This window comes from Streptomyces sp. NPDC048185, assembly GCF_043202495.1.
Taxonomy (GTDB): Bacteria; Actinomycetota; Actinomycetes; order Streptomycetales; family Streptomycetaceae; genus Streptomyces.
The window spans coordinates 1,123,332-1,142,683 of sequence record NZ_JBIDAN010000001.1 but is presented as its reverse complement, the minus strand read 5'-3'; the positions used below and the strand labels follow the sequence as shown (position 1 = coordinate 1,142,683).

Below are 19,352 nucleotides of genomic sequence, written 5' to 3'. Positions count from 1 at the left end.
CCTTTTCGCCCCTCCTCTCTCATTACGAAAAGATAACGGGTCTAGCCCAAACGTGCGACCAGTTCACGCTCTCGTTGTCAGCCGGATTCCTCCGGTTCGCCGATGCCAAGGAGCGTTGCGGTCGTGAGAGTGATAGTCGTCGGAGCCGGCGTGGTGGGCACCATGCACGCCTGGCACGCAGTGGAACGCGGCCACGAGGTCGTACAGATCGAGCGCGAGACCGAGGCGCGCGGCGCCTCGCTGCGCAACTTCGGCCAGATCTGGGTGAGCGGCCGCGCGGGCGGCGAGGAACTGGAGACCGCGCTGCGGGCGCGGGAGCTGTGGGAGGAGATCGGCGGCCGGATCCCGGCGCTCGGCTTCCGCCCGAACGGCTCCCTGACCCCGCTGCGCGGCGACCTCGAACGCGCCGTCGCCGAGGCCGCCGTGGCCCGCCCGGACGCCGCCGCCCGCGGCCACAAGCTCCTCACCCCGGGCGAGGCCCGCGCCCTCAACCCCGCCCTGCGCGGCGAGTTCGACGCGGCCCTGTACTGCGAGCGGGACGCCGCCGTCGAGCCGCGCACCGCCCAGCTCGCCCTGCGCGCCGAGCTGCGGAAGTCGCCGCGGTACACGTTCCTGCCCGGCCGCGAGGTCCGCGACGTCGTCGGCGAGCGGGCCGTCCGCGACGACCACGGCGACGTGCACACCGGCGACGTCGTCGTCCTCGCCACCGGCGCCTGGCTCGGCGGCCTCGTGCGCGAGCTGGCCGGGCCCGACCTGCCCGTGCGCAGGGTCCGCCTCCAGATGATGCAGACCGACCCCCTCGGCGAACCGCTCACCACCTCGGTCGCCGACGCCGACAGCTTCCGCTACTACCCCGCGTACGGCTCGCCCGCCCTGGACGAGCTGAACGCGCGGCAGCCGCAGCCGGCCACGGCCGCGGAGCACCGGATGCAGCTGCTGATGGTCCAGCGCGCCGACGGCGGCCTGACCATCGGCGACACCCACGAGTACGAGCAGCCCTTCGCCTTCGACACCGTCGAGGACCCCTACGAGCACCTCACCGGCGTCGTCGAGTCTCTCCTGGGACGCCCGCTGCCGAGGATCCGCCGCCGCTGGGCCGGGGTGTACGCGCAGTGCACCGACACCAGCCGCGTCGTGCACCGGCAGCAGGTGCGCGACGGCGTCTGGCTGGTCACCGGGCCCGGCGGGCGCGGCATGACCTGCTCGCCGGCGATAGCCGAGACCACCGCGAACGAACTGAACTGGTGAACCCCCTGATGACCATGACCGAGAACACCCCCGACATCCGCCTCGTCGTCCTCGACATGGCCGGCACCACCGTCGCCGACGGCGGCCTCGTCGAGCGCGCCTTCGACAGCGCCGCCCGCGAGCTGGGCGTCGAGCCCGGCACCGCCGACCACGCCGAGAAGCTCGACCACGTCCGCGCCACCATGGGCGAGTCCAAGATCTCCGTCTTCCGGCATCTCTTCGGCGGCGAGGACCGCGCCCGGCGCGCCAACGCCGCATTCGAGAAGGCGTACGGCGAACTCGTCGACGGCGGCCTGATCGCCCCCGTCCCCGGCGCCCGCGAGGCCGTCGAGGAACTCGCCGCGGACGGCCGCACCGTCGTCCTGACCACCGGCTTCGCCCGCGTCACCCAGGACGCCGTCCTCGACGCGCTCGGCTGGCGCGACCTGGTGCCGCTCACCCTGTGCCCCGCCGACGCGGGCGGCCGCGGACGGCCGTACCCGGACATGGTGCTGGAGGCGTTCCTGCGCACCAAGGCCGCCGAGGACGTCCGCCAGACCGCCGTCGTCGGCGACACCTCCTACGACGTGCTCAGCGGCGTGCGCGCCGGCGCCGGACTGGTCGCCGGGGTGCGCACCGGGGCCCACGGCGACGACGCCTTCCGCGCGGCGGGCGCGACCCACGTGCTGGACTCCGTCGCCGCCCTGCCCGGCCTCCTGCGGGAAGCAGCCGGCTGATGAGCACCACCAGCAGCGGCATCCGCTTCGACTCGGTCACCGTCGCCTACGAACGTCGACGCCTGGAAGGCGGCCACCGGAAGCTGAGACGGCCGTTCCCCCCAAGATCCTGCTCTGTTTAGGCTAGGGCGCACGCTGGACCGCGTACGGCAGGAGATCCCGCACATGGCAGACCGCAAGCCCATCGAGTCATGGCTCACCGACATGGACGGGGTGCTCATCCACGAGGGCGTCCCCATCCCCGGTGCCGACGCCTTCGTCAAGAAGCTGCGCGAGTCCGGCAAGCCCTTCCTCGTCCTGACCAACAACTCGATCTACACCCCGCGGGACCTGCACGCCCGGCTGCGCCGCATGGGTCTGGAGGTGCCGATCGAGGCGATCTGGACCTCGGCGCTGGCCACCGCCAAGTTCCTGGACGACCAGCGGCCCGGCGGCTCGGCGTACGTCATCGGCGAGGCGGGGCTGACCACCGCCCTGCACGACATCGGCTACATCCTCACCGACCACGAGCCCGACTACGTCGTCCTCGGCGAGACCCGCACCTACTCCTTCGAGGCCATGACGAAGGCGGTGCGGCTGATCAACGCCGGCGCCCGGTTCATCTGCACCAACCCCGACGAGACCGGCCCCTCCGCCGAGGGCCCGCTCCCGGCGACCGGCGCGGTGGCCGCGCTGATCACCAAGGCGACCGGCAAGCAGCCCTACTTCGCGGGCAAGCCCAACCCGCTGATGATGCGCACCGGGCTCAACGCGATCGGCGCCCACTCCGAGACCAGCGCGATGATCGGCGACCGCATGGACACCGACGTGCTGGCCGGCATCGAGGCCGGGATGCAGACGTTCCTGGTGCTCACGGGCCTGACCCGGCCCGAACAGGTCGAGAACTTCCCCTACCGGCCGTCCAAGGTCGTCGACTCGATCGCGGACCTCGTCGAACAGGTCTGAAACCCGCGCTCCCACCCCGTCGCCCGTTCGGCGCAGTGCCGCCCCCGCACCGGATGCGGGGGCGGCACCGGCGGGGCAGCCTCCAGATGACTGGAGGTACACGATGGGATCGCTGAAGGTAACTCTCTGTGCCGCAGCCGCGCTGGCGGCGGTGGTGACGCCGGTCGCGGCGACGGCGTACGCGGCCGACGGGAGCGGGGTCTCGGTGACTCCGGCCTCCCCGGCGCCCGGCACCGAGGTCACGCTCCGTGTACCCGGCTGCACCGAGCGGACGGCCGTCGCCGTGTCGGCGGTGTTCGAGACGGACGTACAGCTCTCCGCGGCCACCGAGGACGGCGTCCTGGTCGGCTCCAGCCGCGTCCGCTCCACCGTGGCGGCCGGGGCCTACGCCGTGCAGGTCACCTGCGGCGAGGACGCCCGCACGGGCACCGTCACCGTCGCGCGGCGGCCCCGCCCGACCGCACCCCCCTCACCCGTCGCACCCGTCGACGCGGGCGGCGGCGGAACCGCGGAGCTGGCCGCACCGGACACCGGGGACGGGGCGCGCGTCGATCCCCCCGGCACCGCGCACACGGTGACCGGCCTGGCGCTCGCCGGGATCGCCGCCGTCGCCGTGGGGCTGCGCGGGGTCCGCAGCCGGAGCCGCAGGACGGGCTGACCATGTCCGACCACGACCGGCCCCCCGGGCAGGACCACATACGCCCCGTCGGCCCCGGCCGCCTGGTGAGCGGCATCGCCTGGGTGGTGCTGCTCCTCGGACTGTGGCTGTGGGGCCGCGAGGCCACCGACGTCCGCGCGGGCGTGTCCCGCCCGGCCACCGGGGACATGGCGGCCGCCGGACGGCCCCCCGACATACCGCTGCCGCCCGCCTCCGCACCCCTCGGCACCGCCCGGCCCGAGCGGCTCGACGTCCCCGGACTCGGCATCAGCGCCCCGGTGCTGGCGCGCGGCCTCGACGCCAAGGGCGCGATCGAACCGCCGTCCTTCGACCAGGCCGACGCCGTCGGCTGGTACGCGGCCGGTGTGGCCCCGGGGGCGGCCGGCACCGCCCTGATGGTCGGGCACGTCGACACCGAGACCCGCCCCGCCGTCTTCTACCGGCTCAGCACCCTGGAACCCGGCGAGACGATCCGGGTGGTCCGCGACGACGCCGAGACCGCCGAGTTCACGATCGACGACATCCAGGTCCTCGACCGCGACGGCTTCGACGCCCGTCAGGCCTACGGGCCCCACGACCCGGACCGGGCCGAACTTCGCCTGATCACCTGCGGCGGCACCTTCGACCGCGCCACCGGCGGCTACACGGCCAACGTCGTCGTCTCGGCGTACCTCACGGGCACCGGCTCATGACCCGCGTATGTCAGGATTGAGCCTCCGACAGTGCACCCAGGGGGGTTGGATGTACGGCAGCAGGGGGGCCGGAGGCATGTCCGCGAGGCGGGCGTCCGCGGCGGTGCTGGGGGCGGCGCTGCTGATCGCGGGGTGCTCCTCGTCCGGAGACGAGGACGACGACAAGGACGCAGGGGCCGGGATCACCCAGCAGCCCAAGGAGACCGACCCGTTCTGGGTCAATCCGGACGGCACCGCGGCCCAGCAGGTGGCATCCCTGGAGAAGGCGGGGAAGAAGGACCAGGCCGACCGCATCCGCAGGATCGCCCAGCAGCCGACCGGCGAGTGGATCAGCCCGGAGAACCCGGAGGAGCAGGCCCGCGGCTTCACCGAAGCCGCCGACGAGGCCGGGCGTACCGCGCTGCTCGTCCTCTACAACATCCCGCACCGCGACTGCGGCCAGTACTCGCAGGGAGGCGCCGCCGACGGCGACACCTACCGCGAGTTCATCGACGGGGTGGCCGAGGGCATCGGCGACCGTGCCGCCACCGTCGTCCTGGAACCGGACGCGGTGCTCCACCTGGTCGACGGCTGCACCCCGGACGAATTCCACGAGGAGCGCTACGACCTCCTCAAGGGCGCCGTCGCCAAGCTCACGGCGCTGAAGAACACCAAGGTCTACCTCGACGCGGGCAACGCCGGCTGGGGCCACCCGGACCAGATCTTCGAGCCGCTCAAGTGGGCCGGCATCGACCAGGCCGACGGCTTCGCCGTCAACGTCTCCAACTACTACTCCACCGAGGAGTCCATCGCCTACGGCAAGCAGCTCTCCGCCAAGGTGGGCGGCAAGCACTTCGTCATCGACACCAGCCGCAACGGCAACGGCCCCTACACCGAGGGCGCCCCGGACGAGCGCTGGTGCAACCCTCCGGGCCGCGCCCTCGGCGAGACCCCGACGACGAAGACCGCCGACCCCCTCGTGGACGCATACCTGTGGGTCAAGCGCCCGGGGGAGTCGGACGGCGAGTGCAAGGGCGGCCCGAAGGCCGGCGAATGGTGGCCCGACTACGCCCTGAAGCTGGCCGACGGGACTGGCTGACGCGGGGGTCCCCGTGCCCCGAAGGGGCGCGGGGAACTGCGCGACCAGCCACGACGAGCCCGCGGACGAACGACCGAGCCGCGCTACGGAACGCGCACCCACTGCGCCTTGGAAGGCGTCCCCCGACCGTCGGTGACGAAGAGCATGTACCACCCCGACTGCACCAGGTTCTTACCCTCCGGCACGGTCACCGTCAGCTTGTCCCCGTCGGCCTTGAAGTCCAGCGCGATGGACCGCTGGTCCACGTCGGTGACGTGCGTCGAGGCGCTCGGCCGGATCAGCCGCACCTTCTTGACCGTCGAGGCGGCCTGCGAGGTGAAGGTCCCCGACTCGCCGCGCGCGATGGTCTGCGGGCCGCCCGACAGGTCGGGCCGCGAGTCCCGGTACAGGTACGGCGGCGTGTAGATCTCGATGCGCTGCTCGAACTTGCCCGGCTTGGTGTTGGCCTTGTCGGCGTAGAGCGAGTCGGAGCCGAAGAACATCAGGCGCCCGTCGGGCAGCAGGATCGAACCGGAGTGGTAGTTCCGGCCCACCAGCGGGTCGGCCACCTTCTCGAACGTGTTGGTGTCCGGGTGGTAGAGCCGCGCCTGGTGGATGTTGGAGTCGCCGCGGCCCCGGTAGTCCTCCGAGCCGCCGGAGACCAGCACGGTGTCGTCGGGCAGGACCGAGGCCTGCGGGTAGCGCGTGCCCTTCTCCAGCGACGGCCCGTCCGTGAACCTCGGGTCGTCGGCCTTCAGATCGACGATCCGCGTCTTCTCGCTGGCCAGCTCGGACTCGCCGACCCCGCCGCCGCCGATGACCATGTACTTCTCGTCCTGCGCCGGCGGCAGCAGCACGGTGCCCGAGGTCTCCAGCATGTCCGGGTCGCTCATGCCGGGGATCTTGGTGAACTTGTTGGTCTCCACGTCCCAGACGCCCGGGTCGCGCCCGACGTCGTCGGGGCCGTACCCGGCGTTCGAACCCGAGTAGAAGACCTTGCCGTTCTGCATCAGGAACAGCGCCGGGTACGTCGGGAACTGGCGGACCGTGTCGGTGTAGGTCCACTTCTTGGTCTCCGGGTCGTAGACCTCGTTCTTGCCCGGGACGAGCTGGCCGATGTCGTCGAGGCCGGAGACGCTGAGGATCTTGCCGTCGCCCAGCGTGGTGAGCGTCGGGTACCAGCGGGCCTCGTGCATCGGGTCGACCTTGATGTACTTCTCGGCGACCGGGTCGAACTCGAAGGCGTCCCGGATGCCCTGGAAGTCCTTCTTGTCGAGGGCGAGCTTCTGCGCGATGCCGTAGGTGTTGCGCGCGTCGGCACCCGACAGGCCCTGGATGCGGTAGTTGTCCTCGGTGCCCGTCTCGTACTCGGCGCCGCTCGCCTGCGCCTCGACGTAGATCCGGCCGAGGCCCGGGTCGTTGCGCACGAACGCGCCGGACGCCGGGTCGAAGACCTTCTCCGCGCGCGGCACCAGCACCGGGTCCTTGGAGACGAAGGTCTTGCCGTTCTCCTTGCCGGTGAACCTGGTGCCCGCGGGCAGCGTGATCGGCTTGTCCGGGTTCTCGTTGTGGACGATCATCAGGCCGCCGGCCTTGGTGACGTCACCCTTGAGCTTCTCGTACCGCTTGGTGCCGCCCGCGATCAGCAGATTGCCGTTGGCGAGCTGGGTGTGGCCGGTGCAGAACAGGTCGGCGGGTGTCGGCACCTTCTTGATGGTCCCCTTGACCGGGTCCCAGATCCGGGTGTCGAACTTCTTGTCGTCGAAGTTGTCCTGGTTGTTGCCCGACCCCGCGACGAGGAGCACCTTGCCGGTGCGCAGCAGCGCCGCGTGAATGGTGTTCTGCCGGTACTTCTCGGGAAACTCGATGATCTCCCACTTGCCGTTGGCGGCCTTGTACTCCGGCTTGTTGATCTTGTACTGGTGGTATTTCTCGGTTCCGAAGCGATAGAGCCACGGTCCGTTCATCCCGGCCAGCGCTACTACCACCGCCGTGCCTATCGCGAAGCGACGGGCCCGGCGGCGGCCGGCACGGTCTTTCATTCCTTACGTCCCCCAAGTCCACCAAGGGCGATCTGCATGGTCTGGTCGCTGCCCCCGTCGGGGGAGTCGGCCCAGCTGGGCTTCTGCTGCGGCACGTGCGCTCCGTACGCGCCGTGCGCTCCGTGCGCGTCGTGCGCTCCGTAGGGCGCGTCCTGCGCCGGCAGCGGGTGCGGCTGGTACGGCCCCGCGGGCGCCGCGTCCTCGGGCTGGGTGCGCGGCTCCGCGGGCGCCGCCGGGGCGGGCTTCTTCCTCGCCTCCCGCAGGGAGTGCCGCCAGGCGAAGATCGGCGAGGCGGTGATCAGCAGCGCGAACGTCGCCCAGATGATCATGGCGGGGTGCGAGTGGCCCAGGACGAGGCCGGCGGTGATCGAGCCGCCGAAGACGACGATGAAGTACCAGTGGTACCGGAAGGTCCCGAACAGGGTGTCCGGGCTCGCCGAGTCGCCCTTGGGCGTGACCACGAACTTGCTCTTGCGCCGCAGCACGGAGTCGATGAGCGCCTTCGCGTACAGCGGCGCCGACAGCGCGGACATCACCATGCCGGCCACACCGCCGGAGCCCTCCGGCTCGTGCGGCGAGACGTTGTGCCGGCGGTTCCAGACGTACAGGCCGATCTGCAGCGCCGAGGCGTTGCCGTAGAGCATCAGCCAGACCGCGGGGTCGATGTTCACGCCCGAGGCGCCCATGCCCAGGAACAGCGCGCAGCTCAGCGCCGCCAGGAGCCAGTTCAGGGCCGACATCGGGTAGAAGATGATCATCATCGTGTAGTTGAAGAGCTTGCTCGGCGGCAGCGAGTACCAGCCCTTCCAGTACTGCTTGAGGATCGTCTCGTACGTCCCTCGCGACCAGCGCATCTGCTGGGTGAAGAAGTCGGTCCAGGCGTTCGGGCCCTCACCGACGGCCAGCACGTCCGGGGTGTAGACCGAGCGCCACTTGCGGCCCGTGGCCGGGTTCTTGTGGCGGTGGATCTCGAAGCCGGTCGCCATGTCCTCGGTGATCGAGTCGTACAGACCGCCGATCTGCTTCAGCGCCTTGATGCGCACCGCGTTGGAGGTGCCCACGAACATGGGCGCGCCGTAGCGGTTGCCCGCGCGCTGGATCAGCGCGTGGAAGAGGAACTGCTGGGACTCGGCGGCCTTGGTGATCGGGTTGTCGTAGTTGCCGTAGACCTGCGGGCCGATGACGAAGCCGACGTCGGGGTCGCGGAAGAAGCCGAGCATCCGCTCCAGGTAGTTCGGCAGTGGTACGTGGTCGGTGTCGACGGAGGCGAAGAAGTCGTAGTCGTCGCCGTGCGCCTCGAGCCAGGCGTTGTAGTTGCCGTGCTTGGTCTTGGCGCGGTGCGGGCCCTTGGGCATGTTCCACTTGGCGACGCCCTTGCGGGAGAAGTGGTGCACGCCGAGGCGCTCGCAGACCGCCTTCACCTCGGGGTCGTCACCCTCGTCGAGGAGCCAGACGTGCAGGAGACCGCGGTGGCGGATCCTGACGGCCGCCTCCAGGGTCTTCGTCACCATCTCCAGCGGCTCCTTGCCGGGCACGAAGGAGGTGAGGAAGGCGACCCGGGTGCCGGTCTCGGGCACCACCGGTACCGGGTCGCGGGCGACCAGCGTGGCGTGCGCGTTCGACAGCACGTTCAGGCAGCGGAAGAGCTCGATCAGGCCGATCGAGACGAGCATGACCATGTCGAGGGCGGGCAGCCAGTCGAAGGCCGGGTAGTCGCGCTCCGTCCAGTGCTCGGGCTGGAGCAGCCAGACCAGCAGCACCACCGACAGCAGCGGGGCCGCGGCCAGCATCAGGGCGACCCGGATGCGGTGCGGCTCCTGCGACAGGAGCGAGCGGTACTGCACCGTGTACGGCTTGTGCGGGTCCGGCTGGGTGAGGGGGCCCGCGAGCCGGCTGTAGTGCTCGTAGTCGTATCTGGGGAGGGCCTTCTTGATCCGGCGGAACGAGCCGGTGTTCCAGTTCCGGTGCGCGGGCACCCTGAGCTGGGTGGTCCGGGACGGGTCGTGGTCCTGCCCGGCGCCCGTCGGCGTCGACGTCATGAGTCATCCCCCCACACGCGGGTCAGTGCGTGTTTCGTCGCTTTCTTGGTCCGCCGGGTCCCCCTCGGCCGTCACGGACATCACCGTGGTGGGTTGCTGTCACCACGGCATCCACACCCTATATAGACATGGAACAGCGACCCCCGGTTGCATGATGCCCCCCCGCGGCATCCGGCCCCGCGATCGGACCAGGGTTCTACGGCGTTCGTCATGATCGCAAGGGTCCCAGGACTCGGATACGCCGAAGGCCCCCCGTGTGCTACGGAGGGCCTTCGACCGTCGGTGCGCCGCCAGGGACTCGAACCCCGGACCCGCTGATTAAGAGTCAGCTGCTCTAACCAACTGAGCTAGCGGCGCCTGCTGACCTGGAGAACTCTACCCGACGCCGAAGGGTGCTCCGGACCACGTCCGGCGCCGGCGTCCCCCGTGCGCACCACCCGCGTACATCATTCGGACCGTCAACATGCGCTCGAACGCGACAGTTGGGAAACTGATCACCGTGCGCCGGTGCGCGCACCGTCGCGGACTTTTTCACCTGCAGTGTGAGGGGAATCGCATGGAGACTCCGGTATTCGAGGAAATCGCCCCCGTGAGCGACTGCGACTGCCCCGGTTGCCGGCACTGGCGCAGTGTCCTGCCGCATTCCCCGGCCGGCCGGGCCCCCGCGCACCCGGCCTCCCGCCGCGTCCTGGTGGTGGCCGCCGCCGGCGCGACCGCCGCGTTCGGCGCGGGCCAGGCCGCGGCGGCCCCGGCCGCCGCCCACGCGACCCACCGGCCCGGGGACCCCGGCGACCCCGCGGGTGAGGTGCCCGACACCCCACAGGGCCCGAGGGCTCCGCTGCACGGTCCGACGGGCCGCCCGGCGGGTCCCGCGGCCGGCACGCTGCTGCCCGCGATCACCCGTACGGACATCATCGAGCGGGCCAAGACCTGGGTCAGCGCGAAGGTGCCCTACAGCATGACCGCCTACTGGTCCGACGGTTACCGGCAGGACTGCTCGGGTTACGTGTCGATGGCCTGGAACCTGCCGACGAACGAATGGACCGGGAGCCTCGGCGCCTTCGCGGACCGCATCACCAAGGAAGAACTCCAGCCCGGCGACATCCTGCTGTTCCACAACGCGTCCGACCCGCAGTCGGGCTCCCACGTGGTGATCTTCGGCGGCTGGACGGACGACAAGCACACCTCCTACACGGCCTACGAGCAGACCCCGCCGCACACCCGCAAGATGGCCACGCCCTACGCCTACTGGAGCAACTCCGCCAAGTACCTCCCCTACCGCTACAAGGGGGTGACCAGCGGCACGACCCCCTCGGTGGGCGGGGAACCGGCCGCGGCGGACCTCCCGGAGCCGTCCCCCTCCGGCGCTGCCGCCCCGCCCGCCTCGCACGGGGTGCCCGGCTATCCCGGCCGGGCGATGTTCCGGCCGGGCGCGGAAAACCCCCACGTCACCCGGCTCGGCGGACAGTTGGTGAAAAAAGGATTCGGCCGGTACTACGCGAGCGAGCCGGGGCCGCGCTGGGGCGAGGCGGACCGGCGGAACGTCGAGGCCTTCCAGCGGGCCCAGGGCTGGCGGGGCGGCGCGGCGGACGGCTACCCGGGCCCGGAGACCTGGCGGCGGCTCTTCTCGTGAGCGCTCCCTCGGGGGCACCGTTCGTGATCACCCGTTCATGACGCGTCTGGCGCGGAGGCTGGAGCACGCATGAGTACGACCTCTTCGACGACACCCTCGACGACCCCGGAGCCGGTTCCCGCTCCCGTCCCGGCCTCGGTTCCGCCGTCGCCGTCACCGGCACCGTCGCCGTCGGCTCCGGCCCCCGGGCTCGGGGGGCCCGGGGAGGGCTCGGTCCGGCCGGCGCGGCTCATCCACAACGAGGTGACCACCGAGATCCCCGTCCACCTGCTGTTCCGGGACGACCCCGCGCCGGCTCCGGTGCCGCTGCGGCCCGCGGTCGTCGAGCGCCGGCACGGCACGGGGGAGCAGCCCCGGATGCGGCGGCCCACCATGGCGCGGCCCCGGCCGGTGGCCTCGGTCGACCCGGAGCTGGCGGAGCGTCCGGCGCGCGTGCTGCCCGGCATGGCGGGCGTCGCCGCGGGGGCCTGCGGGGTGGTGGGCTGTGCGGTCACCTCCTGGTGGGCCGGGATCGTGCCGCCGCTCGCCGTGGCGGCCCTGGGGCTGCCGGAACAGGCGGGTGCCGGGCTCGGGCCCGCGCAGTGGGCGGCGTACGCGGCCGCCGGTGCGCTCGGGCTGTTCGGCTTCGGCGGTCTGGCCCGGGGGCGCACCGGGCAGGCCTGGGTGCTCGGACTCTTCGGCCGCTACCGGGGGACCGTCCGGCGTACCGGCCTGATGTGGGTGAACCCGCTGTTCCTGCGCCGCCGGGTCGACGTCCGGCTGCGGCACTGGCGCAGCGAGCCGATGCCCGCGGCCGACGGGAACGGGGTCGCGCTGAGGACGGTGACGCTGGTGGTGTGGCGGGTGCGGGACACCGTGCGGGCCACGCTGGGTGTCGAGGACCACGAGACGTACCTGCGCGAGTGCGTCGAGGCGGCGCTGGCCCGGATCCCGGTGGAACCGGCGGGCACGGTCCGCGGCGCGGCGGACGTGGCGGGCGAGACGCTGACCCGGCTGGTGGCGGCGGACGCGGCGCCGGTCGGCCTGGAGGTGTTCTCGGTGCGGCCGGTCCGGGTGGAGTACGCCCCGGAGGTGGCCGCCGCGATGCACCGGCGCCGGATCGCCGCACTGGACGCGGCGCAGCGGGCGAGCGTGCTGACCTCGGTCGTGGACTCGGTGGAGGACACGGTGACCCGGCTGACGATGCGCGGCCTGGTGGAGCTCGACGACTACGAGCGCAAGGTCCTGGTGAAGGACCTGACCGTGGCGTTCTGCGCGGGGCGGGGCGAGCCGGGGGCGTGAAGGAGGCCGGGACGGGTCCGGGATCGGACCGGACCCGGGTTCTTCGATTGGTATGGACATGTTCAACTGACGGCAATAACCTGTGACTTGGTCTAGACCAAGAAAGCTCGCTGCACTTCCCCCACGTCTCCCCACGTCACAGGAGAAGCAGGATGCGCACAAGGACCAAGCTGTCCGCCGCGGCGCTGGGCATCGCGACCACCGGAGCCCTCGTGCTCTCGTCCGGCGGCGCCAGCGGCCACGGCTACACCGACCTCCCCGTCAGCCGGCAGAAGGTGTGCCAGAACGGCACCGTCTCCGGGTGCGGCTCCATCCAGTGGGAGCCGCAGAGCGTCGAGGGCCCCAAGGGTTTCCCGGCCGCCGGACCGGCCGACGGGAAGCTCTGCTCGGCGGGGCACGGCACGTTCGCCTCGCTCGACGCCCCCAAGCAGCCCAACGGCCAGGCGTGGCCGACCACCAAGGTGAACGGCGGGCAGAGCTACACCTTCCGCTGGCAGTTCACCGCCCGGCACGCCACGACCGACTTCAAGTACTACGTCACCAAGCCGGGCTGGAACCAGGACCACGCCCTGTCCCGGTCCGACCTCAACCTGACACCGTTCTTCACGGTGCCCTACGGCGGGAAGCAGCCGCCGGCCACGCTCTCCCACAGCGGCACGCTGCCGTCGGGGCTGAGCGGGCACCACGTCATCCTGTCGGTGTGGACGGTCGCCGACACGGGCAACGCGTTCTACGCCTGCTCGGACGTGACCTTCTGAACGAAGGAGGGCCCCTCGCGTGTGCGAGGGGCCCTCTTCTGTGCGCCGCCAGGGACTCGAACCCCGGACCCGCTGATTAAGAGTCAGCTGCTCTAACCAACTGAGCTAGCGGCGCATGACTCCCGCCTTCCGCTTCCCGCGGTCGGCGACGACGAAAATACTACCCGGTCCGAAGGGGTGCTCACGACCACCGCCCGCGGGGGCGCACCGGCCCCTAGATCGCCAGCGACAGCAGGACCGGCGCCGCGCCCCGGTTCAGGGCGTCCGCGGCCTGCCGCAGCCGGTGCGCGTGCTCGACGGGCAGGGACAGGGCCAGGCAGCCGGCGGCGGAACCCGCCGTCAGCGGGACGGCCGCGCAGACCGTGCCCACCGCGTACTCCTGAAGATCGAGGACGGGCACCGTGGGCGGCTGGGACTCCAGCCGGGACAGCAGCAGCCTGTCGCTGGTGATGGTGCGCGAGGTCAGCCGGGCCATCTTGTGCCGGGCCAGGTGGTCGCGGCGGCCCGCGTGGTCCAGCTGGGTCAGCAGGCTCTTGCCGACCGCGGTGGCGTGCGCCGAGACGCGGAAGTCCACCCACTCGTTCACCCGGGGCGCGGCCGGACTGTCGGCGAGGTGGGTGACGCTGACCTCACCGTCGACGTACCGGCTGATGTAGACGGCGGCGCCCACCGAGTCGCGCAGCCGGTCCAGGGTGTGCTGGAGCTTGTCGCGCACGGCCTCCTCGCGGCCGTGCGCCGAGCCCAGGCGGGACAGCGCCTCGCCCGTGACGTAGGCCCCGTCGGCGGTCTGCTCGACGTAGCCCTCGCGGCGCAGCATCCGCAGGAGCGGGGTCAGTCGCTCCCGGCCGAGGCCGGTCTGCCGCGCGAGTTCGGTGTCGGTGATTCCGGTGCTGTGCCGCGCCACCGTCTCCAGGGCGCGCAGGGCGTCCTGGACCGAGTGGTGCGGCGCGGTCGGCTTGTGCTGCAGCGCCACGGTGGTCTCCCCCTGCGCTCGCTTCGTAGGCCCTGATCCGGACAGCGGGTCACGTTCACGATAGCCGTCAAAAGGCCGGATCGGAGGGGGTGTTGGCGAGATTCCGGCGCCCTCAACTGCGGCGTCGGCACTCTGGCACATGCCAGTGGCGTGCCCCGGCGTCCCGACCTCGGACGTTGGGGCACGCCCCGCCCTCACAGCACCGCGCTGAGAAATTCCCGGGTCCGGTCGTGCTCCGGCTCGCTGAAGATCTTCTCCGGCGCGCCGGCCTCGATGACCCGCCCCGAGTCGAACATCAGGACCTGGTCCGATATGTCCCGGGCGAAGTTCATCTCGTGGGTCACGCAGAGCATGGTGATGTCGGTGCTGCGCGCGATGTCCCGCAGCAGGTCGAGGACGCCCGCGACCAGCTCCGGGTCCAGCGCGGACGTCACCTCGTCCAGCAGCAGCACCTTGGGCCGCATGGCCAGCGCCCGGGCGATCGCCACCCGCTGCTGCTGGCCGCCGGAGAGCTGGGCCGGGCGGGCGTCGCACTTGTCGGCCAGGCCCACCATGTCGAGCAGGCCCTTGGCGCGCTCCACCGCCTCGTCCTTGGACATGCCGAGCACGGTGACCGGCGCCTCGGTGATGTTGCGCAGCACGCTCATGTTCGGGAACAGGTTGAACTGCTGGAACACCATCCCGATCTGCTTGCGGACCTCGCGGCGCTGCTTCTCGTTCGCCGGGAAGAGCTGCTGCCCGTCCACGGTGATCGTGCCCTCGTCGGGCTTGAGCAGCGTCATCAGCAGCCGCAGGATCGTCGTCTTGCCCGACCCGGACGGGCCGATCAGGGTGACGTGCTTGCCGGCGTCGACGGAGAAGTCCAGGTGGTCGAGGACGGTGTTGTCCCCGAACCGCTTGGTGACCTGCTCCAGGCGGATCAGCTCACCGGTGCTGCGCTCGGGGCTCTTCTCGGGGTTGGGGAGAGTGTCAGTGGGCAAGGCGTCGCTCCAGGGCTCGCAGGGCAAGGGAGGCCAGGTAGGAGACGATGACGAAGGCCACGCCGATCACCGTCAGGGGCTCGGTGAACTGGAAGTTCTGCTGGGAGAACAGCCGTGCCTCACCGAGCATCTCCAGCACCGTGATCGCCATCAGCAGGGGCGTGTCCTTCAGCATCGAGATCACGTAGTTGCCGAGGGCGGGCACCACCCGGCGGACGGCCTGCGGCAGGATCACCGCGGTCCACGTCCGGCCCAGCGGCAGGTTCAGCGCCGTCGCGGCCTCCCACTGGCCGACCGGCACCGCCTCGATGCCGGCCCGGTAGACCTGCATCGTGTACGTCGAGTAGTGCAGGCCGATGCCGATCACGCCGGTGGTCAGCGCCGAGGCGGTCACGCCCCACTCGGGCAGCACGTAGAACAGGAAGAACAGCTGCACCAGCAGCGGGGTGTTGCGCACGAACTCGGTGACCACGCCGACCGGCCAGGTCACCCAGCGGGACGGCACCCGCATCAGCAGCGCCCACACCAGGCCGAGGAGGAAGGAGATCAGCGAGCCGAGCACCAGGATCTGCAGGGTGACCAGCAGGCCGTCCCAGAAGTGCGGCATGAACTCCGAGACCGCGTTCCAGTCCCACGTCATCGGACACCCCCGATCTCGGCCGGCTCAGGAGTGACGGTCTTCCGCTTCGGGACCGCCTTCCCGACGCCCGCCTTCAGCTTCTTCTCCAGGCCGCGCATCATCCGGGTGAGCAGGAAGGCGATCACGAAGTAGATCAGCAGGATGTACGTGTAGATCTCCGCGCTCTCCTGGAGGGCCAGACGCACCAGGTTGCCGCTGAACGCCAGGTCGCCCATGCCCATGATCGACACCAGGGCGGTGCCCTTGAGCAGCTCGATCAGCAGGTTGGAGAAGGGCGGGATCATCTCCGGCACCGCCTGCGGCAGCAGGATCAGCTTCATCCGCTGCCAGGGCGTGAAGCTGAGGGCGATGCCGCCCTCCTTCTGCGCCGGGTCGACCGCGCCGAGCGCGCCGCGCACGATCTCGGAGCCGTACGCCCCGTAGGTCAGGCCCAGTGCCAGTGTGCCCGCCCACATCGGCACCAGCTGCCAGCCGAACGCCGGGGGCAGCACGAAGAACACCCAGAAGATCATCACCAGCGCGGAGGTGCCGCGGAAGACCTCGGTGTAGAAGCCCGCGAGGAAGCGGACGATCCACAGCCGGTGGGTGCGCGCGACGCCGACCACGAAGGAGACGGCCGTCGCCAGCAGCGCGCTGAAGAAGAGCAGCTGGACCGTGACCCAGACGCCCCGGAGTACGAGTTCCCACAGTCCGGATGTCATCCGCCGCACAGCTCCTTCGCGGTCAGATCGGTCATCTCGTCCTCGGTGAACCCGAACGGCTCGAGGATGCGGAGCAGTTCACCGCTCTTCTTGAGCTTCTGCAGCTCGGCGTTGAAGGCGTCCCGCAGATTGGTCTCGGTCGGCCGGAAGGCGAAACCGCCGCCGTCGACGTGCGGCTTGCCGCCGACGACCGGCTTGAACGCCTCGGTCGCCTCGGCCTTGCCGGACTTCTTCACCACCTCGCGGGTGGTCAGCGCCGTGCCCGCGAAGACGTCCACCCGCCCGGCCTCGACGGCGTTGAGGCCGGCCACCTGGTCGGGCACGATCAGGATGTCGCTCTCCTTGTACCCGGCCTCGACCGCGTACTGGATCTCGGCGTACCCGGTGCCGGTGGCGAACTTGGCCTTCTTCTCCACGACGTCCTGGTAGTCGTGCAGGCCCAGGGGGTTGCCCTTGCGCACGATGAAGGAGTCGAGCATCTGGTAGTCGGGGTCGGAGAAGATGACCTGCTCGCAGCGGTCCGGATTGATGTACATCCCGGCCGCCACGACGTCGAACTGCTGCGACGCCAGCCCCGGGATGAGGGAGCCGAACTCCGTCGGCACCGGCTGCACCCGGTCCACGCCGAGGCGCTTGAAGATGACCTTCGCCAGCTCCGGCGCCTCGCCGGTCAGCTCACCGTTCCTGTCGATGTACCCGAAGGGGATCTCGCCCGCGATGCCGAGCCGGGCCACACCCTGGGCCCTCAGCCGGTCGAGCAGGTCGCCGCCCTCCACGTTCGACGCGGTCGCGACCCGTGAGCAGCCGGCGGCCCCCAGCGCGCCGAGCGCCGCGGCCCCCGCGAGCAGCGATCGGCGAGTGGGCCCCGAACTCCCGGGCCTTCGGACGGATATGCCCCATGGAGGGGTTCTGTGTGGTGGAGCCATGGGCGCGCAGCTACCCGAAGCCCCGAAGGTTATGCCGATCTTTTTCGGTCCGATACCGCGGCACGGCACCCTTGACCGCGGCGCCCCGGCCCACTGCCATGGAGGGCATGGCTGATCGCTACATCGAAGTCTCGCTGGTCACACGCGGAATCACCTGCACGGCCCGGCTGCTGGAGGAACGGGCCCCGGTCACCTGCGCGGCGGTCTGGGACGCGCTCCCCCTGGCCGGCGACGTGTATCACGCCAAATACGCCCGTAACGAGATCTACGCCCTTTTCCCGCCCTTCGCGGCGAACGAACCACCGCTGGAGAACCCGACCGTCACGCCCATCCCGGGTGACCTGTGCTATTTCGCCTTCGCGGGCGCCGAGTTGGGCACCAAGGCGTACGGCTACGACCGCGAGGTCCGCGCCGGCACCACCCTCGTCGACCTGGCCCTGTTCTACGAACGCAACAACCTGCTGCTCAACGGCGACGTCGGCTGGGTCCCGGGCACCGTGTGGGGCCAGGTCGTCGACGGCCTGGACCCCATGGCCGAGGCCTGCAACGACCTGTGGCGAACAGGAGCGGCGGGAGAAACGCTCAGCTTCCGCCGCGCCTCGTGACGAGGGGGCGTACGCCAGCGCTCGCCGCCCCGGCTGCGGACCGCCGCGCCCCCCGCCGGGTGAGTCGGCGGGGGCGTCGGCGTGCTGTGTGCCCGGGCCGACCCGGGTGGGCCGGCGGCACCTGGACCTCCGCTGTCACGGCGTTGTGCCCACAGCAGTGGGGCCGAGCTCTCCGAGCGGGATGTCACGCAGGCCGCGCAGGGGTGAGAAGAACAGCCACAGTCCCGCGCAGCAGCCGCCGGCCACCGCGATCCACAGTGTGCGTTGCACGCCGATGGCGGAGGCGAGAACGCCACCGACGACACCACCCAGCGGAAGCGTGCCCCAGTTGATCCAGCGGGCGGCGGCGCTGACCCTGCCGAGCATGTCCGGCGGGCAGACGGCCTGGCGGTAACTGGTCAACGAGACGCCCGCGACGGTCGAGGCGAAGGTCCACGAGATCCAGCCGAAGCCGAACAGCAGCACCCACCAGCCGGGCCCGGCCAGCGGAATGAGCAGGCCGGGCAGCGAGAGCAGGGTCATGGCGATCCAGCTGATGCGCGCCGAGCCGACCTTACGGGCCAGATACCGGGCCGTCACGCCGCCGGCCACTCCACCGACAGCCCCCAGCGCCAGCAACAGCCCGACCAGGCCCTCTTCCAGGTGGAGCGTGCGGATGAGGAACACCGGGCCGAGGCTCTCCACCATGATCACGAAAAAATTGGCCGTGCCGTTGAACGCCACGGAGTTGCGCAGTATGGGATCGCCGGTGACGTAGGCGAGCCCCTCACGGATCTGCGACCGCAGTGCGGGCCGTCGGCCGGGTCCGGGCGGGACGGGGCGTGGCTCACGCTTGCGGATCGCCGTCAACGAGCCTGCCGACGCCGCGAAGGAGATCGCGTCGGCGGCCATCGCCCCGGCGGCGCCGATCAGCGTCACCAGCCCCCCGCCCAGCGAGGGCCCGGCGATCTGCGCGACCGACCGGGAGGCCGCGAGCTTGCTGTTGCCGTCCAGGAGTTGGTCACGGTCGAGCAGTGCCGGCAGATAGCTCTGGTAGGCCACCGAGAAGAACACCGAGAACACGCTGGAGACGAGCGCGACGGCGAAGAGCTGGACGAGGGTCAGTTTCCCGAAGGCATGGGCCAGCGGCACCGAGCCGATCACCAGCAACAGCGCGAGGTCGCATCCGATCATCAGCCGGCGCTTGGCCACCCGGTCCACGACGGCCCCGGCGGGCAGCGCCACCAGCAGATACGCGCTCGTCTCCGCAGCCGCCAGCAGGCCGACCTGGAACGCGGAGGCGTCCAGCAGCACCACGGCGACCAACGGCAGCGCGAGAACGGTGATCTGCGAACCCGTCTCGCTGACCGTCTGGCTGCCCCAGAACAGCAGGAAGTCACGATGGCGCCAGACCGAGGGGCGTAATCCCTCAACACGGGTCACCGGTCGATCACCACGTCCTCGGATAGGTAAGACAGA

The 19,352-nt window shown here is 71.0% G+C and carries 18 protein-coding genes and 2 tRNA genes; 10 read left to right on the top strand and 10 right to left on the bottom strand.

The features are described from left to right. Window positions 1-102: 102 nt before the first annotated feature. The 6 genes from ACGF3H_RS05030 to ACGF3H_RS05005 all read left to right on the top strand — a co-directional run bounded on the left by ACGF3H_RS05030 (window position 103) and on the right by ACGF3H_RS05005 (window position 5,337). Complete coding sequence (locus ACGF3H_RS05030) at window positions 103-1,248, top strand: TIGR03364 family FAD-dependent oxidoreductase (protein ID WP_362498885.1); 1,146 nt, start codon at window positions 103-105, stop codon at window positions 1,246-1,248. 14 nt (window positions 1,249-1,262) lie between these two features. Continuing rightward, the gene (locus ACGF3H_RS05025) at window positions 1,263-1,964 is read left to right on the top strand and encodes an HAD family hydrolase (protein WP_362498883.1); all 702 of its coding nucleotides are present in this window, start codon (window positions 1,263-1,265) and stop codon (window positions 1,962-1,964) included. A 165-nt stretch (window positions 1,965-2,129) separates the two neighbouring features. Next, window positions 2,130-2,909, top strand: a complete 780-nt coding sequence (locus ACGF3H_RS05020; protein WP_362498880.1) for an HAD-IIA family hydrolase — start codon at window positions 2,130-2,132, stop codon at window positions 2,907-2,909. Window positions 2,910-3,012: 103 nt separating this feature from the next. Then, window positions 3,013-3,567, top strand: coding sequence for a hypothetical protein (locus tag ACGF3H_RS05015; RefSeq protein ID WP_362498879.1), 555 nt, complete (start codon window positions 3,013-3,015; stop codon window positions 3,565-3,567). A gap of 2 nt (window positions 3,568-3,569) precedes the next feature. Further along, the gene (locus tag ACGF3H_RS05010) at window positions 3,570-4,259 is read left to right on the top strand and encodes a class F sortase (RefSeq protein WP_362498877.1); all 690 of its coding nucleotides are present in this window, start codon (window positions 3,570-3,572) and stop codon (window positions 4,257-4,259) included. Window positions 4,260-4,308: 49 nt separating this feature from the next. Further along, window positions 4,309-5,337, top strand: coding sequence for a glycoside hydrolase family 6 protein (locus tag ACGF3H_RS05005; RefSeq protein ID WP_362498875.1), 1,029 nt, complete (start codon window positions 4,309-4,311; stop codon window positions 5,335-5,337). Between the two features lie 83 nt (window positions 5,338-5,420). Here the strand turns inward: ACGF3H_RS05005 and ACGF3H_RS05000 are convergent, their stop codons facing one another. The 3 genes from ACGF3H_RS05000 to ACGF3H_RS04990 all read right to left on the bottom strand — a co-directional run bounded on the left by ACGF3H_RS05000 (window position 5,421) and on the right by ACGF3H_RS04990 (window position 9,754). Further along, complete coding sequence (locus ACGF3H_RS05000) at window positions 5,421-7,358, bottom strand: galactose oxidase-like domain-containing protein (protein ID WP_393582558.1); 1,938 nt, start codon at window positions 7,356-7,358, stop codon at window positions 5,421-5,423. After that, window positions 7,355-9,397 (bottom strand): cellulose synthase catalytic subunit, encoded by a 2,043-nt coding sequence (locus tag ACGF3H_RS04995; RefSeq protein ID WP_362500335.1) that lies wholly within the window; start codon window positions 9,395-9,397, stop codon window positions 7,355-7,357. Before ACGF3H_RS04995 ends, ACGF3H_RS05000 begins: the two co-directional genes overlap by 4 nt. A 283-nt stretch (window positions 9,398-9,680) precedes the next feature. Beyond that, window positions 9,681-9,754: transfer RNA gene (locus tag ACGF3H_RS04990), tRNA-Lys, on the bottom strand. A 199-nt stretch (window positions 9,755-9,953) separates the two neighbouring features. On the opposite strand from ACGF3H_RS04990, the gene ACGF3H_RS04985 reads away from it, so the two are divergent. The 3 genes from ACGF3H_RS04985 (at window position 9,954) to ACGF3H_RS04975 (ending at window position 13,069) form a co-directional block, all read left to right on the top strand. Further along, the gene (locus ACGF3H_RS04985; RefSeq protein WP_362500336.1) at window positions 9,954-11,030 is read left to right on the top strand and encodes a peptidoglycan-binding protein; all 1,077 of its coding nucleotides are present in this window, start codon (window positions 9,954-9,956) and stop codon (window positions 11,028-11,030) included. A 69-nt stretch (window positions 11,031-11,099) separates the two neighbouring features. Continuing rightward, window positions 11,100-12,311 carry an SPFH domain-containing protein gene (locus ACGF3H_RS04980; protein WP_362500337.1) on the top strand — a complete coding sequence of 404 codons (1,212 nt, stop codon included), beginning with the start codon at window positions 11,100-11,102 and terminating at the stop codon, window positions 12,309-12,311. Window positions 12,312-12,463: 152 nt separating this feature from the next. Then, window positions 12,464-13,069, top strand: coding sequence for a lytic polysaccharide monooxygenase (locus tag ACGF3H_RS04975; protein ID WP_362500338.1), 606 nt, complete (start codon window positions 12,464-12,466; stop codon window positions 13,067-13,069). 41 nt (window positions 13,070-13,110) lie between these two features. On the opposite strand, the gene ACGF3H_RS04970 is transcribed toward ACGF3H_RS04975, so the two are convergent. The 6 genes from ACGF3H_RS04970 to ehuB all read right to left on the bottom strand — a co-directional run bounded on the left by ACGF3H_RS04970 (window position 13,111) and on the right by ehuB (window position 17,289). Further along, a tRNA-Lys gene (locus tag ACGF3H_RS04970) sits at window positions 13,111-13,184 on the bottom strand. Window positions 13,185-13,283: 99 nt separating this feature from the next. Continuing rightward, on the bottom strand, window positions 13,284-14,042 hold the full coding sequence (locus ACGF3H_RS04965) for an IclR family transcriptional regulator C-terminal domain-containing protein (protein ID WP_362500339.1): 759 nt from the start codon (window positions 14,040-14,042) through the stop codon (window positions 13,284-13,286). A 194-nt stretch (window positions 14,043-14,236) separates the two neighbouring features. Continuing rightward, window positions 14,237-15,022, bottom strand: a complete 786-nt coding sequence (ehuA, locus tag ACGF3H_RS04960; RefSeq protein WP_362500340.1) for an ectoine/hydroxyectoine ABC transporter ATP-binding protein EhuA — start codon at window positions 15,020-15,022, stop codon at window positions 14,237-14,239. Continuing rightward, window positions 15,012-15,662: an ectoine/hydroxyectoine ABC transporter permease subunit EhuD gene (ehuD, locus tag ACGF3H_RS04955; RefSeq protein ID WP_362500341.1), complete on the bottom strand. Its 651-nt coding sequence runs from the start codon at window positions 15,660-15,662 to the stop codon at window positions 15,012-15,014. The genes ehuA and ehuD overlap by 11 nt, the downstream gene beginning before the upstream one ends. Continuing rightward, window positions 15,659-16,363, bottom strand: a complete 705-nt coding sequence (ehuC, locus tag ACGF3H_RS04950; RefSeq protein ID WP_362500342.1) for an ectoine/hydroxyectoine ABC transporter permease subunit EhuC — start codon at window positions 16,361-16,363, stop codon at window positions 15,659-15,661. Before ehuC ends, ehuD begins: the two co-directional genes overlap by 4 nt. After that, a complete protein-coding gene (ehuB, locus tag ACGF3H_RS04945; protein ID WP_362500343.1) occupies window positions 16,360-17,289 on the bottom strand; it encodes an ectoine/hydroxyectoine ABC transporter substrate-binding protein EhuB in 930 nt (309 codons plus the stop codon). The genes ehuC and ehuB overlap by 4 nt, the downstream gene beginning before the upstream one ends. Window positions 17,290-17,396: 107 nt before the next feature. Between ehuB and ACGF3H_RS04940 the strand changes: the two genes are divergently transcribed. Beyond that, the gene (locus ACGF3H_RS04940; RefSeq protein WP_362500344.1) at window positions 17,397-17,894 is read left to right on the top strand and encodes a DUF3830 family protein; all 498 of its coding nucleotides are present in this window, start codon (window positions 17,397-17,399) and stop codon (window positions 17,892-17,894) included. A gap of 135 nt (window positions 17,895-18,029) precedes the next feature. On the opposite strand, the gene ACGF3H_RS04935 is transcribed toward ACGF3H_RS04940, so the two are convergent. Next, the gene (locus ACGF3H_RS04935; protein ID WP_362500345.1) at window positions 18,030-19,316 is read right to left on the bottom strand and encodes an MFS transporter; all 1,287 of its coding nucleotides are present in this window, start codon (window positions 19,314-19,316) and stop codon (window positions 18,030-18,032) included. Window positions 19,317-19,352: the final 36 nt, after the last annotated feature.

Coding starts and splice junctions, on each gene's coding strand:
- ACGF3H_RS05030 (WP_362498885.1), top strand. CDS start 103: ATGCCAAGGAGCGTTGCGGTCGTGAGAGTGATAGTCGTCGGAGCCGGC.
- ACGF3H_RS05025 (WP_362498883.1), top strand. CDS start 1,263: ATGACCGAGAACACCCCCGACATCCGCCTCGTCGTCCTCGACATGGCC.
- ACGF3H_RS05020 (WP_362498880.1), top strand. CDS start 2,130: ATGGCAGACCGCAAGCCCATCGAGTCATGGCTCACCGACATGGACGGG.
- ACGF3H_RS05015 (WP_362498879.1), top strand. CDS start 3,013: ATGGGATCGCTGAAGGTAACTCTCTGTGCCGCAGCCGCGCTGGCGGCG.
- ACGF3H_RS05010 (WP_362498877.1), top strand. CDS start 3,570: ATGTCCGACCACGACCGGCCCCCCGGGCAGGACCACATACGCCCCGTC.
- ACGF3H_RS05005 (WP_362498875.1), top strand. CDS start 4,309: ATGTACGGCAGCAGGGGGGCCGGAGGCATGTCCGCGAGGCGGGCGTCC.
- ACGF3H_RS05000 (WP_393582558.1), bottom strand. CDS start 7,358: ATGAAAGACCGTGCCGGCCGCCGCCGGGCCCGTCGCTTCGCGATAGGC.
- ACGF3H_RS04995 (WP_362500335.1), bottom strand. CDS start 9,397: ATGACGTCGACGCCGACGGGCGCCGGGCAGGACCACGACCCGTCCCGG.
- ACGF3H_RS04985 (WP_362500336.1), top strand. CDS start 9,954: ATGGAGACTCCGGTATTCGAGGAAATCGCCCCCGTGAGCGACTGCGAC.
- ACGF3H_RS04980 (WP_362500337.1), top strand. CDS start 11,100: ATGAGTACGACCTCTTCGACGACACCCTCGACGACCCCGGAGCCGGTT.
- ACGF3H_RS04975 (WP_362500338.1), top strand. CDS start 12,464: ATGCGCACAAGGACCAAGCTGTCCGCCGCGGCGCTGGGCATCGCGACC.
- ehuD (WP_362500341.1), bottom strand. CDS start 15,662: ATGACGTGGGACTGGAACGCGGTCTCGGAGTTCATGCCGCACTTCTGG.
- ehuC (WP_362500342.1), bottom strand. CDS start 16,363: ATGACATCCGGACTGTGGGAACTCGTACTCCGGGGCGTCTGGGTCACG.
- ehuB (WP_362500343.1), bottom strand. CDS start 17,289: ATGGCTCCACCACACAGAACCCCTCCATGGGGCATATCCGTCCGAAGG.
- ACGF3H_RS04940 (WP_362500344.1), top strand. CDS start 17,397: ATGGCTGATCGCTACATCGAAGTCTCGCTGGTCACACGCGGAATCACC.